Genomic DNA, 14490 nt, shown 5'->3' with positions numbered 1-14490 from the left:
CCACCGGCCCCGGACCGGACGGCGGCGCAGGCGAGAGAGCGGAGCCCCATGCGGTACGAAGGTCCCCCCGGTCCCGACCCCTCCGACCCCCACGAACACCCCCACCGCCCCGGCCCCGGCTCCCCCGCCTCCGGCCGCCATCGCCGCGGCGGTCCGGTCCGGCGCCGCGGGCTCCCCCGGCCGGGCTTCGCCGCGTCGGTGCTCGCCGCGGGCACGGCCGCCACCGTCGCCACCGTCCTCCTCGGTCTGTACGCGGCCCACCCGCCCTCGGCTCCCGCTCCCCGCGCGGCCAGGCCCCCCGCCCCCGAGGCCCCACCCCCGTCCCACCCCACCCGGGCCCCCGCCTCGCCCCCGGCCCGCGCCGGGGCGCAGGACGGGACGGCCTCCGACGGGCTCGCGCCCCAGACGGGGGCGGTGCCCGCCTCTCCGGTGACGGTGCCGGCGCGCGCCTCCGGCTACGTCCAGGACGTCATCGCCCTCGCCAACGCCGAACGGGAGCGGGCGGGTTGTGACCCGCTGCGGTCGGAGGCCCGGCTCGCCAAGGCCGCCCAGGGGCACGCCGACGACATGGCGGCGCGCGACTACTACGCCCACGACAGCCCCGAGGGGCGCGACGGCGGCGACCGGATGACGCGGGCGGGCTACAGCTGGTCCGCGTGGGGCGAGAACATCCACAAGGGGCCGAAGACCCCGCAGCGGGCGATGGACGACTGGATGGAGAGCCCGGCGCACCGGGCGAACATCGTCAACTGCTCGTTCCGCGACGTCGGGGTCGGCGTGGCCCTGACGGCCGACGGGCCCTGGTGGGTACAGGACTTCGGCACGAGGGAGTGACCGGGCGCGGGGGTCAGTTCGCGGGCGCGGCCAGTTTCTGCACCCAGACCGTGCCGCGCGGGCCGGGCGCGGCGGCCACGCCGGTGTCGCGGTAGGCGCAGTCGAGCATGTTGCGCGCGTGCCCGGCGTCGTCCCGCCAGCCGGCGACGACGGAGGCCGGGTCCTTCTGTCCCTCGGCGAGGTTCTCCGCCCAGGCCGACCAGCGGTAGCCGGCCTCGGTCATCCGGGTGTCCGCGAACTCGCCCTCGGGGCTGGCGTGTCCGTAGTATCCGCGGGCCGTCATGTCCCGGGCGTAGGCGCGGGCGGCGGCGGTCAGCCGGGGGTCGGTGCGCAGCGGTGCGCAACCGGCGTCCGCGCGGAGCCGGTTGACCAGCTCGGTGACCTCGTCGCCCGGGTCGGCCGGGGGCGGTGGGGTGGTGCGGGCCGGGGTGGGCGGGGCGGTCGTGGGCGTGGGCGTGGGCGGCGCCGGGCGGGTGGTGACGGCGGCGGTGCTCGGCGTGGGGGTCGGCGGGGGCGTCGCCGCCGGGGTGGTGGCGGGCGGTGCGGCGGCGGGCCGGGGTGCGGGCGGGGGCTCGGTGGCCTCGGGCAGGGTGAGGACGAACACGCCGAGCACGGCGACGGCCGCGACACCGGCCGCTCCCACGGCTCCGGCGCGGCGCCCGGTCGCCGCGTACGGCGCGGCATGGGCGCCGGCGGACCCCGCCGTGCCCGCCGGGTCCGGCGCGCCCGTGGACTCTCCGAGGGCGGCCGGTTCGGTGCCCGCCGAAGGTTCCGCCGCTGCGGTCGCTCCCGCCGCTCCGGCCGGTTCCGCCGCGAAGGCCGGGGTCATACCGGCGTCGAGGAGGGCGCCGGCGACGGGCGGGACCAGGCCGATGCCGACGAGGAGGCCCTCGACGGGGGCGAGGCCCCGCCGGGCGTTGCCGGTCGCGCAGGTGCGGCAGTCGCGCAGGTGGCGGGCTATGCGTTTGCGCCACAGCGGGGAGGGGCGGCCGTCCCAGGGGGCGAGGGCGGCGGCGAGGTCGGGGCAGCGGGGGTCGGCGTCGAGGGCGCCGACGACGGCCCGGCCGGTCTCCAGGCGCTCCTTCATCCGCTGGACGCGGACGGCGGTGTGGGCCGGGGGCAGCCCGAGGGCCTCGGCGAGTTCCGCGCGGGTCAGTTCCCCGGCGGCCTCCAGCCACCACAGGGAGAGCAGTTCGCGGTCGTCCTCGTCGAGCCAGCGGGTGGCGCGGGCGACGTCGCGGCGCTGTCCGGTGAGGCCCAGACGGAGGATGGTGAGGTCGGTGAAGTCGCCCGCCGGGTCGGCGAGGTCGACGGCCCGGTCGAGGCCGGGCACGGGCGCCTGGCTGCGTTCCCGCCAGCGGCGGCGCACCCCGTTCATGGCGATGGCGACGAGCCAGGACCGGAAGCGCTCGGGGTCGCGCAGCCCGGGAAGCCCGTCGAGGGCCCTGACCAGGGTCTCCTGCACGATGTCGTCGGTGTCGGCGTGGCCGTCGAGGGCGCGCCCCACGATGTTGTGGACGAGCGGCAGGAAGGCGCGTACCAGTTCCTCCCTGGCGTGCGGATCGCCCGCGCGCGCCGCCTCCACCAGGGCGGTGGTGCGCTGCTCGTCGCTGTGCATGGATGGTGCTCCCTCGTGCCCGGTCCTGTCCCCGTCCTGCTGGAGACGCACGGTGCCGGGTGGGGATAACACTTTTTCTAGCCGGTCGGATGCGGCAGGCGCGGGACGGTGGCCCCGGCGCCCGCCCTCACCGCCTCCACGACCGCGTCGTGGAGCTCGCGGCTCTCCTCCTCCGAGGAACAGGGGACAGGACTTCCCGACATGGTGAACCAGTCGGAGGCGCCGCTGTACTGCACGGCCACGCGTGCCTCACCGTCGGCGAAGGTCGTGTGCACGGTCAGGTCGCCCGTGACGATTCCGCCTTCGACGGTCAGCACCCCACCACGCCCGGTGTAGACACCGGCGGTCGTCCAAGATGCCCAGCTCATGCCCTCCAGGGTCACACCCGGATGGCGTACGCGCCACCGACGCGACCGCCCCGGCCGGAATCGCTCCGGCCGGGGCGGCGTGCGCCGGGTGCGGGATCAGGCGAGGGACGCGACGGCCGCGTTGAACGTGGCGGACGGGCGCATCACGGCCGCGGCCTTGGCCGGGGCGGGCTGGTAGTAGCCGCCGATCTCGGCCGGGGAGCCCTGGACGGCGTTCAGCTCGTCGACGATCTTCTGCTCGTCGGCCGTGAGCGTCTCGGCGAGCGGGGCGAAGGCCTTGGCGAGCTCGGCGTCCTCGGTCTGCTTGGCCAGCTCCTGGGCCCAGTACAGGGCCAGGTAGAAGTGGCTGCCGCGGTTGTCGATGCCGCCGACGCGACGGGTCGGCGACTTGTCCTCGTTGAGGAAGGTGCCGGTGGCGCGGTCCAGGGTGTCCGCGAGGACCTGGGCGCGGGCGTTGCCGGTGGTGGTGGCCAGGTGCTCGAAGGAGGCGGCCAGCGCGAAGAACTCGCCGAGGGAGTCCCAGCGGAGGTAGTTCTCCTTGACGAGCTGCTGGACGTGCTTCGGGGCGGAGCCGCCGGCGCCGGTCTCGAAGAGGCCGCCGCCCGCCATCAGCGGGACGACCGACAGCATCTTGGCGCTGGTGCCCAGCTCCAGGATGGGGAAGAGGTCGGTCAGGTAGTCGCGCAGCACGTTGCCGGTGACGGAGATGGTGTCCTCTCCGCGGCGGATGCGCTCCAGGGAGAACTTCGTCGCCTCGACCGGGGACAGGATCTTGATCTCCAGGCCCTCGGTGTCGTGCTCCGGCAGGTACTGCTTCACCTTGGCGATGATCTGCGCGTCGTGGCCGCGGTTCTCGTCGAGCCAGAAGACGGCCGGGGCGCCGGTGGCGCGGGCGCGGGTGACGGCGAGCTTGACCCAGTCCTGGATCGGGAGGTCCTTGGTCTGGCAGGCGCGGAAGATGTCGCCCTCGGCGACCTCCTGCTCCAGGAGGACGGTGCCCGCGGAGTCGACGATGCGGACGGTGCCCGCCTCGGCCAGCTCGAAGGTCTTGTCGTGGGAGCCGTACTCCTCGGCCTTCTGCGCCATGAGGCCGACGTTCGGGACGGAGCCCATGGTGGCCGGGTCGAAGGCGCCGTGGGCACGGCAGTCCTCGATGACGGCCTGGTAGACGCCGGAGTAGCTGTGGTCCGGGAGGACGGCGAGGGTGTCGGCCTCCTGGCCGTCCGCGCCCCACATGTGGCCGGAGGTGCGGATCATGGCCGGCATCGAGGCGTCGACGATGACGTCGGACGGCACGTGCAGGTTGGTGATGCCCTTGTCGGAGTCGACCATGGCGAGGGCCGGGCCCTCGGCGAGCTCGGCGTCGAAGGAGGCCTTGATCTCGGCGCCGTTCGGGAGGGCGTCGAGGCCGCCGAGGACGGTGCCGAGACCGTCGTTGGCGGAGAGGCCGGCGGCGGCGAGCGCCTCGCCGTACTGGGCGAAGGTCTTCGGGAAGAAGGCGCGCACGACGTGGCCGAAGATGATCGGGTCGGAGACCTTCATCATCGTGGCCTTGAGGTGCACGGAGAAGAGCACGCCCTCGGCCTTGGCGCGGGCGACCTGCTCGCTGAGGAAGGTGCGCAGGGCGGCGGCGCGCATGACGGCGGCGTCGACGACCTCGCCGGCGATCACCTTGAGCGGCGCGCGCAGCTCGGTGGTGGTGCCGTCGGCGGCGGTGAACTCGAAGCGCAGGGTGTCGTCCGCGGCGATGACGACCGACTTCTCCGAGGAGGCGAAGTCGTTCTCGCTCATGGTGGCGACGTTGGTCTTGGACTCGGGGGTCCAGGCACCCATGCGGTGCGGGTGGTTCTTCGCGTAGTTCTTGACCGAGCCGGGGGCGCGGCGGTCGGAGTTGCCCTCGCGCAGGACCGGGTTGACGGCCGAACCCTTGATCTTGTCGTAGCGGGCGCGGACGTCCTGGTCCTGCTCCGTCTTCGGGTCGTCCGGGTAGTCCGGGAGGGCGTAGCCCTGGGCCTGGAGCTCGGCGACCGCGGCCTTCAGCTGCGGGATCGAGGCCGAGACGTTCGGCAGCTTGATGATGTTGGCCGCGGGCGTCTTGGCCAGCTCGCCGAGCTCGGCGAGGGCGTCGCCGATGCGCTGCTCCTCCTGGAGGAACTCGGGGAAGCTCGCGATGATGCGGCCCGCGAGCGAGATGTCACGCGTCTCGACCGTGACACCTGCCGTGGAGGCGTACGCCTGGATCACGGGCAGGAACGAGTACGTCGCCAGTGCCGGCGCCTCGTCGGTGTGGGTGTAGATGATGGTCGAGTCAGTCACCAGGTGCTCCGCTCCACGTCTGCGTATGCGAGATTGCTCGACATCAAGATATCTCGTGATCGTGGTTCTCCGTAAAGGGCCCCACGAGCTCACCTTGGTCGGGGGCTCCGGAGTCCTCCACGAAGGGGCCTCCGAGCCGGTACGAGGCGGGCCCGCCGTCCAGGTCGACGTGGCGGACGAGGGCGAGCAGGGTCAGTCCGGCGGCGGCTCCGACCCCGGCGGCGAGGGCCTGGCCGCAGCGGTGGGCGAGGGCGAGCTCGTCGGGGTCGTACGGGGCGGCGGCGGGCAGTCCGAGGGTGTCGCCGAGGAGCAGGAATCCGGCCACGAGGCCACCGGCGGCGACGAGCGCGAGCGGCACGGTCGCGGGGAGGCCGCGCAGGGCGATGCCGCGCCGGGGGCCGGGGCGGACCTTGCCGCGCCGGGCGAGCAGGGCGATCAGCCCGCACTGGACGGCGAGGGCGAGCAGGGCGGCGGCCATCACGTCGCCCGGCCGGTGGTCGCCGGCGGCGATCGAGTACGCGCCGAGGAGGACGGCCCACAGGGTCGCGGCGCCGGTGACGAGGCCCCGGGCGCGCCGGGGCACGACCAGGGGGAGGGCGAGGGCGACCGCGAAGGCGAGGGTGGCGGTGGCGCTGGGGAAGCCGCTGGGCACGAGCGCCCCGGCGCCGTCGGGGAGCCGCGGGCGGGGGGCGTACCGCTGGAGGAGTCCGGTGACGGCGAGGGAGACGGCGACGGCCCCGGCGGCGGCGCCGGTGAGGGCGTACCGCTTGCGCAGCGCGCCGAGGCCGACGAGGAGGACGCAGGCGAGGACGAGGGAGAGGGTGGCGGCCCCGGCGAGCGAGGGGTGGTCGCGGACGAAGGCGGCGACGCGGGTGTCGGCGCGCCGGCCGGTGACGGCGGCGTCGCCCCAGCGGCGGCCGGTGGCGGTGAGCACGAGCCCGGCGTAGACGAGCGTGAGGAGCAGGACGGCCCCGAGGCAGGCACGCCGGGTCCGGGTGCGGACGCGGGTGCTGAAGGAGTCCGCGGCCTCGCCGGCCACGGCGGCGTACCACCAGGTGTCACCGGCCTTCGGCGGCCTCGGGGAGCCGCCTATGCGCCTGTCGTAGGAAGCCATGCCCCGATTCGAACCCACGCGCGCCCGGGCCGCCTGCTGGGATCACCCGAACGACACGCCGGGGCGTGGATTCAGTCGCGGCCGGAGCCGAGTTGGGCGACGAGGAGCAGGATCAGGGCGGCGACCATGGAGACTGCGGCAACGAGGCCCTCGGCGGTGCCGACGGCGGACTCGCCGACGAATCCGCTGACGCTCTGGAGGGCGAAGGATCCACCCATGACCAGCTGGCCCCAGCCGTGGAGGGCGACCCGCCTGACCCTGCGGCGCAGCCACGGCAGGACGAAGCCGGTGCGGAGGGCGGCGACACCGCTCACGGCGAGGAGGAGCGCGGACGCTCCGGGTATCAGGTACCAGTCCATGACAGCCCCAGGTCGTCTCCGGCCCAGCGCCGGAGCTGACGCGATCATGCCATGGACGGCGGTGGGCCCCTCGGGGCTCAGGAGGACGCGCGGACGACGAGTTCGGTGGGGAGCATCCGGCGGGGCTGGTCGTCGGGTTCGCTCGGGGCGGCGATCTCGGCGAGGAGCATGCGGGCCATGGTGCGGCCCATCTCCTCGATGGGCTGGCGGACGCTGGTGAGCGGCGGGTCCATGAGGCGGGCGACGGCGGAGTCGTCGACGCCGACGAGCGCGACGTCCTCCGGGACGCGGCGGCCGGCCTCGCGCAGCACGGCCCGGGCGCCGGCCGCCATCACGTCGGAGGCGGCGAAGACGGCGTCGAGGTCCGGGGCGCGGTCGAGGAGTTCGCGCATGGCGCGGCGGCCGCCCTCCTCGGTGAAGTCACCGGTGGCGACGAGGGCGTCGTCGGCGGGGAGCCCGGCCTCGGCGAGGCCCTCGCGGTAGCCGTCGAGGCGGCAGCGGGCGCCGTACATGTCGAGGGGGCCGGTGACGGTCGCGATGCGGCGGCGGCCGCCGGCGGCCAGGTGGGCGACGGCGGTGCGGCCGGCGCCGGTGTTGTCGGAGTCGACGAAGGCGACGGGCTCGTCCTCGCGGCGGCGGCCGTTGAGGACGGCGGGCATGCCGAGGCCGCGGACCTGGTCGGGGAGCGGGTCGTCGGCGTGCACCGAGACGAGCAGGACGCCGTCGACGCGCTGGGCGGCGAGGTACTGCTCGAAGCGCTGGCGCTCCTGGTCGCTGCGGATCAGGGTGAGCAGCAACTGCTTGTCGGCGGCGGCGAGTTCGCCGCTGACTCCGCGGATGATGTCGAGGAAGTACGGTTCGGCGAAGAGCCGGGCCTCGGTCTCGGGGACGACGAGGGCGACGGCGTCGGTGCGGCTGCCGGCGAGGGCGCGGGCGGCGCGGTTGGGCACGTAGCCGAGTTCGGCGACGGCCTGCTCGACGGCCGCCTTGGCCTGTTCGCTCACCTTCGGGGAGCCGTTGATGACCCGGGAGACGGTGCCGCGGCCGACTCCGGCCCGGGCCGCGACCTCCTCCAGGGTGGGCCTGCCGGTCTGTCGCCCGCTCACCGCCATGTGCCGCTTCTCCCCTCGGCCCGGGCCCGCCGCCCGCTCGACCGCCCGTACTGTGCGGCGAACCTATCAGGCGGGCGGGCGGGCCCCGGCGGGATCAGACGTCGGCGGGCGCGAGCTCCGCCATCGGGCCCCAGCCCCGCTGTTCCGTCTTCACGTTGATGATCTCGGGGGTGGCGGCGACGGCCCCCGCCATGGCGGCGAGACCGGCGGCGAAGTGGTCGGAGGCGACGTGGACGGCGCCGGCCTCGTCGTCGGCGAACCCCTCCAGGAGGGTGAAGACGTTCGGGTCGTCGACGCCGCGGGACCAGTCGAAGAAGAGGTTGCCCGGTTCGGCGCGGGTGGCGGCGGTGAAGTCGGCGACCAGGTCGAGCCAGCGGTCGGCGAGGTCGGGACGGACGGTGAAGCGCACGGCGATGAAGATCATGCCGTCAGGCTGCTCCGGGCGGCCCGGTGCGGGCCAGGCCGGCCGGTCAGGATTCCGGCAGGGCCGGAAAGTCCGGCACCGCGCGGGCCAGCGCGGCGCGGACGGCGCCCTGGCGGCGGGCGAAGTCGGCGGTGGGCAGGGAGACGGAGAGGGCGTGCACGATGCCGTCGCCGCGGTCGGGCACGGCCACCGCGAGGCAGGTGTACGCGAGGTCCGCCTCGCCGACGGAGACGGCGTAGCCCTGGCCGCGGACGGCGGCCATCTCGGCCTCGAAGCGTTCGGCGCCGGTGATGGTCCGCTCGGTGAAGCGGGCCATGCCGTGCTCGGCGAGGTAGCGGCGGCGGCGGGCGCGCGGCAGGGCGGCGAGGAGCGCCTTGCCGTGCGCGGTGGCGTGCGCGCGGGCCTCCGGGCCGGGGGTGAAGGGGTGGGCGGTGTCGGTGACCGGGGCGGTGGTGTCGACGACGGTGATCAGGCCGTCGCGGTAGGCGGTGTGGTACGCCTCCGCGCCGGTCGCCCGGCGCAGCCGCCCGAGCAGTTCGCCCGTGGACGCGCCGAGGCCGTGGTGACGGAGGTGCGCGCGGTGCAGGGCCGGGACGCGGGGCCCGGGCGCGTACCCCTCGGCGGTACGGACGAGGTGGCCGCGCGCCAGCAGCGGCCCGGCCAGGTGGTAGACGGTCGAGAGCGAGCAGCCGAGGCTCCGCGCGAGCGCCTTGGCCCCCACGGCCCGTCCGGCGTCGGCCACCAGGTCCAACAGCTCCAGCGCCCGCTCCACCGACCGCGGTCCGACGGAGCCCCGCGGCGGCTCGGCGGGGAGGTGCGGGTGCGGAAGCGGGGCGTCGGCGGGCATCGGACCAGGGTAGCCAGCGGGACGGGTCCGGTGCGGGCCCCGGCGGCGGCCGGCACGGGGCGGGCTCCCGACAGGCCCGGGGCGCCAGGCCCCCGCCCGCCCCCGGGGCGGCCCGTGCGACGGACTCCGGCGGGCCCGGGCCCGGGGACGGAGGCGACTCGCGCACCGGGCTCCGGGCTCCGCGCACCGGGCGGGGGCCGGTTCGGCTCGTTCGGGCGGGCGGGCGGGCGGGCGGGCGGGCGGCGCACCCTCTGTGGTGGGGGTGTCGCAGGGGGTATCGGTGCAGGTCAGCAGGGCTTTATGTGCATTTGACACTCTTTCGACGTACCGTCGTGAGGATCCCCTTGTCCCCGACGCACCGGGAGAGCGTGTGCCCCGCCCCAGGACCGACCATGCCCCGACGCCCGCCGCCGCGAACCGCCCACGGTGGCGGACGGCCGCGATCGCCACGGGCGTCGTCGCCGTCGCGGCGGGCGGTCTCTACGTGGCCGGCCTTGTGGCCACCGGCGACGACATATCCGCCGGCACCCGGGCCGGGGGCATCGACATAGGCGGCCTGAGCAAGGCCGAGGCCGCCGAGCGGCTGCGGGCGCAGGCGCCGGCGGCGTGGACGGCGCCGATCGCGGTGCAGGTCGGCGAGCGCACGGAGAGCGTCTCCCCGGCCGTCGCCGGGCTCACGGTCGACGCGGACGCGACGGCCGAGCGGGCCGCCGACCCGTCCAAGGACCCCTTCACCGTCATCGGCCGCCTCTTCTCCTCCGGCGACCGCGAGATCGAACCGGTCCTCGCCCAGGACACGGCGAAGACCGACGCCGCCGTCGCCGCGCTGGCGAAGCGGAACGACCGGGCCGTCAAGGAGGGCGCGGTCTCCTTCCGGGACGGCGAGGCCGTCGCCGCCCGGCCCGTCACCGGGCAGAAGCTGGACACCGCGAAGGCCGCCGAGGCCCTGCGGGCCGCCTATCCGGCCGCCCCCGGCGCCGCCGCCGTCGCCCTGCCGGTGTCGCTGACCGAGCCGAAGCTGCCCGCCGCCGAGCTGACCCGCTTCCTCGACGCGTACGCCCGGCCGGCCGTCTCGGGGCCGGTGACGCTCACCGTGGGCGAGGAGCGGCTGCGGATCTCCCCCGAGACCCTCGGCGACCACCTGACCGTGAAGGACGAGGGCGGCCGGCTGACCGGCTCCCTCGACTCCGCCGCACTGCTGCGCGACCCGGACGTGGCCCGGCCTCTCGCCGCCATGACGGGCGCGCCGGTGGAGGGCACCCTCGGCGTGCGGGACGGCAAGGTCGTCGTGGTGAAGGAGGGCAAGCCGGGCCGTGAGGTGACCGAGAAGTCGCTGGCCGCCGCCGTGGACCCGCTGCTCACCCGTACCGGCGACGCGGCCCGTACCGCCGCCGTGGCCACCAAGGTCACCCAGCCGCAGGTGAGCTCCGCCACCCTCGACTCGCTCGGCGTGAAGGAGCAGATGTCGACCTTCACCGTGAACTTCCCCACCGCGCCCTACCGGACGATCAACATCGGCCGGGCCGCCGAGCTGATCAACGGCTCGCTGGTGCAGCCGGGCGAGGTGTGGAGTTTCAACGAGACGGTCGGCGAGCGCACCGAGGAGAACGGCTTCGTCGACGGGACGATGATCCTCGACGGCCGCTACCAGGAGGCGCCCGGCGGCGGTGTGTCGGCGGTGGCGACCACCGTCTTCAACGCGGTCTTCTTCGCCGGCGTGCAGCCGGTCGAGTACGGCGCCCACTCCTTCTACATCGAGCGCTACCCGGCCGGCCGGGAGGCGACCGTCGCCTGGGGCAGCCTGGACCAGAAGTTCCGCAACGACTCCGGCAAGCCGATCTACATCGCCGCGAGCGCCACGGACTCCTCGGTGACCATCACCTTCTACGGCACCAAGAAGTACGACTCCGTGGAGGCGGTGGCCGGCCCGCGCACGAACATCACGAAGCCGGAGAAGCGCGAGGCCACCGGCAAGACGTGCGTGCCGCAGGAGCCCCTGGAGGGCTTCGACATCGCCGTCGACCGGGTCTTCGGGAACGGCGGCGAGGAGGTCAAGCGGCAGACCTTCAAGACGCACTACACCCCGCGCGACGAGGTCGTCTGCAAGCCGGCCACGGACTGACGCCGTCCAGGCCGGAACGGTGTCCTCCCCGTCACGGGCGGGCATGCATCCGGGGTGCGGCCGGACCGTGGCCGCTCCGAGCCCTGCCGGAGGCGTCCGTGGCGGAGCGCAGCGAAGTTCCCCCCTACGCCCGGCTGCTGGCCGGGGCGGTCCAGGACGGCGTGTGCCCGGGGGCCGTGTGGGCGGTCGGCGACGCGTCCGGCACCCGCTCGGCCGGCGCGGTCGGCGTGCTCGACCCGGAGCTGCCCGGGGAGCCGGTCCGCCCGGACACCCTCTTCGATGTGGCCAGCCTCACCAAGATCCTCACGGTCTGGGCGGTGACCGGGACCCTGGTCGACGCGGGGAAGCTGGACCCGGCGGCGCCGCTCGGCTCGTTCTGGCCGGCGGCCGCCGGCCGGCCGGTGGGCCGGGTCACCGCGCACCACCTGCTCACCCACACCGCCGGGATGCCGCTGCGGGCCAATCTGCGCTTCCTGTACGGCTCCGATCCGCAGGACATCAGGGACGGGGTGCTCTCGGAGCCGCTGCGGCACCCGCCCGGCGCGGCCGTCGCGTACACCGACCGGGCGGCGCTGGTCCTCGGCTGGCTGGCCGAGCACCTGACCGGCCGCCCGCTGGCCGAGCTGGCGCGCGAGCGGGTCTGGACGCCGCTGGGCATGCGGGAGACCCGCTGGGGCCCGCTGACGCCGGCGGAGGCGGCCCGCTGCGCGTCCACCGAGTACGACGAGGAGTCCGGCCGCCGGCTGCGGGGCACGGTCCACGACTTCTCCGCCCGGCTCCTGGGCGGGGTGTGCGGGATCGCCGGGGTGTTCACCACGGCCGGGGACACCGGCCGCTTCCTGCGCGGGGTGCTGTCCCCGCCGTCCGGCACCTTCTCCGCCGCCTGGACGGCCGCCTCCCTGCGCGTCGGCACGGGCGCCCTCGACCCGCCGCGCGGCCTCCTGTGGCATCCGGCGCCCGGCACCGGGCCCGCGGACGACGTGTGGGCGCACTTCGGCTTCACCGGCACCGCGATGTGGGTCTCCCCCGCCCGGTCCCGCTGGGCGGTGCTCCTCACCAACCGGCTGTACGTGACGCGGGACCCGGCTCCGCTGGCCCGGGTCCGCGAGGCCTTCCGGGCGCACGCCTTCGCCTGAGCGGCGGGCGCCGTCGGCGGGCGCCACGGGCGGGCGCCGCGGGCAGGCGCCGGCGGCAGGCGTTGTCGGTGGCCGCCCCTACGGTGCTGCCGTGGCGAACTCCTATACGACGCTCTGGACCAACGAACTCTGCCGGGAGCTGAAGCGCTCCGGGGAGGAGGGCCTGCGGCCGACGATCCTCTTCGGCGGGCCCTTCGCCTCGCAGCCCAGCTTCCGGCGGGCCGGGGTGCGGCCCGGCGACACCGTCTATCCGGTGCGGGCGCACCGCACCCGGCTCCATGTGCTGGGGTCGATGGAGGTGTCCCGCGTCCTCACCCACGAGGAGGCGGGCGCCGAGCTCCACGACGACTACGCGAAGCTCATGTACTGGCGGCGGCTCAAGACCGGCTTCGTGACGGAGGTGCTGCTCGGCCCGCCGGGCTCACCGCTCTCCTTCGACACGGTGGTCCCCGGCGACCTGCTCGGCCGGCTGACCTACACCTCCCGGCGGGGCGAACGGACGCTGAAGTACGTGGAGGACGGCAGGCTGCTGCGGGCGAACAGCCTCTACGGCATCTACCGGCTGGCCCCCGGGTCGGCGGCGGAGCTGCGGCAGCTGGTCGCCGACCGGTTCCAGGGGCCGGAAGTGTGAGCTCGCGGACAGACGTTCGGGCCCCCCTGTCGGGGCCGAGGACCTGGGGGTTACCATATGAGCGCCGTCTAGCTCGAAAGATAAATCTTGTGACTGTCAATGATGACTCGTTCACCAGCTGGAAGAACCGTGAGGAGATCGCGGAGTCGATGATCCCGATCATCGGGAAGCTGCACCGTGAGCAGGACGTCACCGTCCTCGTTCACAGCCGCTCCCTGGTGAACAAGTCGGTCGTCAGCATCCTCAAGACGCACCGCTTCGCCCGCCAGATCGCCGGCGAGGAGCTCTCGGTCACCGAGACGCTGCCTTTCCTGCAGACGCTCACCACGCTCGACCTCGGTCCCTCGCAGATCGACATCGGCATGCTCGCCGCCGAGTACAAGGCCGACTCGCGCGGCCTGACGGTCGAGGAGTTCACCGCGGAGGCCGTCGCCGGCGCCACGGGTGCGAACAAGATCGAGCGCCGTGACGGCCGGGACGTCGTCCTCTACGGCTTCGGCCGCATCGGCCGCCTCGTCGCCCGCCTCCTCATCGAGAAGGCCGGTTCGGGCAACGGCCTGCGGCTGCGCGCCATCGTCGTGCGCGGCGGCGGCGAGTCCGACCTCGTCAAGCGCGCCTCCCTGCTGCGCCGGGACTCGATCCACGGCCAGTTCCAGGGCACGATCACGGTCGACGAGGCGAACAGCACCATCGTCGCCAACGGCAACACGATCAAGGTCATCTACGCCAACGACCCCTCCGAGGTCGACTACACGGCGTACGGCATCGAGAACGCCATCCTGATCGACAACACCGGCAAGTGGCGCGACCGCGAGGGTCTGTCGAAGCACCTGCGTCCGGGCATCGACAAGGTCGTCCTCACCGCGCCCGGCAAGGGCGACGTGCCGAACATCGTGCACGGTGTCAACCACGACACGATCAAGCCGGACGAGCAGATCCTCTCCTGCGCCTCCTGCACCACCAACGCCATCGTCCCGCCGCTCAAGGCGATGGACGACGAGTACGGCGTGCTGCGCGGTCACGTGGAGACCGTCCACTCGTTCACGAACGACCAGAACCTGCTGGACAACTACCACAAGGCCGACCGCCGCGGCCGTTCCGCGCCGCTCAACATGGTGATCACCGAGACCGGTGCCGCCTCGGCCGTCGCCAAGGCGCTGCCGGAGCTGAAGGCCCCGATCACGGGCAGCTCGATCCGCGTCCCCGTCCCGGACGTCTCGATCGCCATCCTCAGCCTGCGCCTGGGCCGCGAGACCACCCGCGACGAGGTCCTGGAGTACCTCCGCGACGTCTCGCTGCACTCGCCGCTGAAGCGCCAGATCGACTTCACCACGGCTCCCGACGCCGTCTCGATGGACTTCGTCGGCTCGCGCCACGCCTCCATCGTGGACGCCGGCGCGACCAAGGTCGACGGCGACAACGCGATCCTGTACCTGTGGTACGACAACGAGTTCGGCTACTCCTGCCAGGTCATCCGCGTCGTCCAGCACGTCTCGGGCGTCGAGTACCCGACCTTCCCGGCCCCGGCGGCCTGATCCCGCCCGCGCCACACGCGAACGGCGCGCCGCGCTCCCCGAGGGGAGGGCGGCGCGCCGTTCGCGTGTGGCCG

Annotated in this window: 13 protein-coding genes; 5 read left to right on the top strand and 8 right to left on the bottom strand. The window is 74.6% G+C overall.

Annotated features, from left to right (window positions below):
* Window positions 1-48 precede the first annotated feature (48 nt).
* Window positions 49-834 carry a CAP domain-containing protein gene (locus tag AB0E19_RS25255; protein ID WP_362184393.1) on the top strand — a complete coding sequence of 262 codons (786 nt, stop codon included), beginning with the start codon at window positions 49-51 and terminating at the stop codon, window positions 832-834.
* Window positions 835-847: 13 nt separating this feature from the next.
* Here AB0E19_RS25255 and AB0E19_RS25250 read toward each other — a convergent pair whose 3' ends face one another.
* The 8 genes from AB0E19_RS25250 to AB0E19_RS25215 all read right to left on the bottom strand — a co-directional run bounded on the left by AB0E19_RS25250 (window position 848) and on the right by AB0E19_RS25215 (window position 8992).
* Window positions 848-2452, bottom strand: coding sequence for a sigma-70 family RNA polymerase sigma factor (locus tag AB0E19_RS25250; RefSeq protein ID WP_362184391.1), 1605 nt, complete (start codon window positions 2450-2452; stop codon window positions 848-850).
* A 77-nt stretch (window positions 2453-2529) separates the two neighbouring features.
* Complete coding sequence (locus AB0E19_RS25245) at window positions 2530-2820, bottom strand: hypothetical protein (protein ID WP_362184389.1); 291 nt, start codon at window positions 2818-2820, stop codon at window positions 2530-2532.
* Between the two features lie 96 nt (window positions 2821-2916).
* Window positions 2917-5136 carry an NADP-dependent isocitrate dehydrogenase gene (locus AB0E19_RS25240; RefSeq protein ID WP_362184387.1) on the bottom strand — a complete coding sequence of 740 codons (2220 nt, stop codon included), beginning with the start codon at window positions 5134-5136 and terminating at the stop codon, window positions 2917-2919.
* Between the two features lie 43 nt (window positions 5137-5179).
* The gene (locus tag AB0E19_RS25235; RefSeq protein WP_362184385.1) at window positions 5180-6250 is read right to left on the bottom strand and encodes a phosphatase PAP2 family protein; all 1071 of its coding nucleotides are present in this window, start codon (window positions 6248-6250) and stop codon (window positions 5180-5182) included.
* Window positions 6251-6321: 71 nt separating this feature from the next.
* Window positions 6322-6609 (bottom strand): hypothetical protein, encoded by a 288-nt coding sequence (locus AB0E19_RS25230; protein WP_362184383.1) that lies wholly within the window; start codon window positions 6607-6609, stop codon window positions 6322-6324.
* Window positions 6610-6686: 77 nt separating this feature from the next.
* Entirely contained in the window at window positions 6687-7721 is a 1035-nt protein-coding gene (locus tag AB0E19_RS25225) for a LacI family DNA-binding transcriptional regulator (protein WP_362184381.1), read from the bottom strand.
* 94 nt (window positions 7722-7815) lie between these two features.
* Window positions 7816-8145 carry a putative quinol monooxygenase gene (locus tag AB0E19_RS25220; protein ID WP_362184379.1) on the bottom strand — a complete coding sequence of 110 codons (330 nt, stop codon included), beginning with the start codon at window positions 8143-8145 and terminating at the stop codon, window positions 7816-7818.
* A gap of 46 nt (window positions 8146-8191) precedes the next feature.
* Window positions 8192-8992: an IclR family transcriptional regulator C-terminal domain-containing protein gene (locus tag AB0E19_RS25215; protein WP_362184377.1), complete on the bottom strand. Its 801-nt coding sequence runs from the start codon at window positions 8990-8992 to the stop codon at window positions 8192-8194.
* 370 nt (window positions 8993-9362) lie between these two features.
* On the opposite strand from AB0E19_RS25215, the gene AB0E19_RS25210 reads away from it, so the two are divergent.
* The 4 genes from AB0E19_RS25210 (at window position 9363) to AB0E19_RS25195 (ending at window position 14416) form a co-directional block, all read left to right on the top strand.
* A complete protein-coding gene (locus AB0E19_RS25210; RefSeq protein ID WP_362184375.1) occupies window positions 9363-11114 on the top strand; it encodes a VanW family protein in 1752 nt (583 codons plus the stop codon).
* A gap of 98 nt (window positions 11115-11212) precedes the next feature.
* Window positions 11213-12250 carry a serine hydrolase domain-containing protein gene (locus AB0E19_RS25205; protein ID WP_362184373.1) on the top strand — a complete coding sequence of 346 codons (1038 nt, stop codon included), beginning with the start codon at window positions 11213-11215 and terminating at the stop codon, window positions 12248-12250.
* 91 nt (window positions 12251-12341) lie between these two features.
* Window positions 12342-12881: a hypothetical protein gene (locus AB0E19_RS25200; RefSeq protein ID WP_362184371.1), complete on the top strand. Its 540-nt coding sequence runs from the start codon at window positions 12342-12344 to the stop codon at window positions 12879-12881.
* An 89-nt stretch (window positions 12882-12970) separates the two neighbouring features.
* Window positions 12971-14416, top strand: coding sequence for a glyceraldehyde-3-phosphate dehydrogenase (locus AB0E19_RS25195; protein ID WP_362184369.1), 1446 nt, complete (start codon window positions 12971-12973; stop codon window positions 14414-14416).
* The last annotated feature ends 74 nt before the right edge of the window (window positions 14417-14490 follow it).

The sequence above is a fragment of the Streptomyces sp. NPDC047974 genome (genome assembly GCF_040653375.1).
Lineage (GTDB): Bacteria > Actinomycetota > Actinomycetes > Streptomycetales > Streptomycetaceae > Streptomyces.
Note: the sequence above shows the minus strand (reverse complement) of the source record. Positions and strands in the feature narration are given on the sequence as shown.

Excerpts from the sequence above, each read along its gene's own strand:
- AB0E19_RS25230 (WP_362184383.1), bottom strand. The coding sequence starts at position 6,609 with ATGGACTGGTACCTGATACCCGGAGCGTCCGCGCTCCTCCTCGCCGTG.
- AB0E19_RS25250 (WP_362184391.1), bottom strand. The coding sequence starts at position 2,452 with ATGCACAGCGACGAGCAGCGCACCACCGCCCTGGTGGAGGCGGCGCGC.
- AB0E19_RS25245 (WP_362184389.1), bottom strand. The coding sequence starts at position 2,820 with ATGAGCTGGGCATCTTGGACGACCGCCGGTGTCTACACCGGGCGTGGT.
- AB0E19_RS25215 (WP_362184377.1), bottom strand. The coding sequence starts at position 8,992 with ATGCCCGCCGACGCCCCGCTTCCGCACCCGCACCTCCCCGCCGAGCCG.
- AB0E19_RS25235 (WP_362184385.1), bottom strand. The coding sequence starts at position 6,250 with ATGGCTTCCTACGACAGGCGCATAGGCGGCTCCCCGAGGCCGCCGAAG.
- AB0E19_RS25255 (WP_362184393.1), top strand. The coding sequence starts at position 49 with ATGCGGTACGAAGGTCCCCCCGGTCCCGACCCCTCCGACCCCCACGAA.
- AB0E19_RS25225 (WP_362184381.1), bottom strand. The coding sequence starts at position 7,721 with ATGGCGGTGAGCGGGCGACAGACCGGCAGGCCCACCCTGGAGGAGGTC.
- AB0E19_RS25220 (WP_362184379.1), bottom strand. The coding sequence starts at position 8,145 with ATGATCTTCATCGCCGTGCGCTTCACCGTCCGTCCCGACCTCGCCGAC.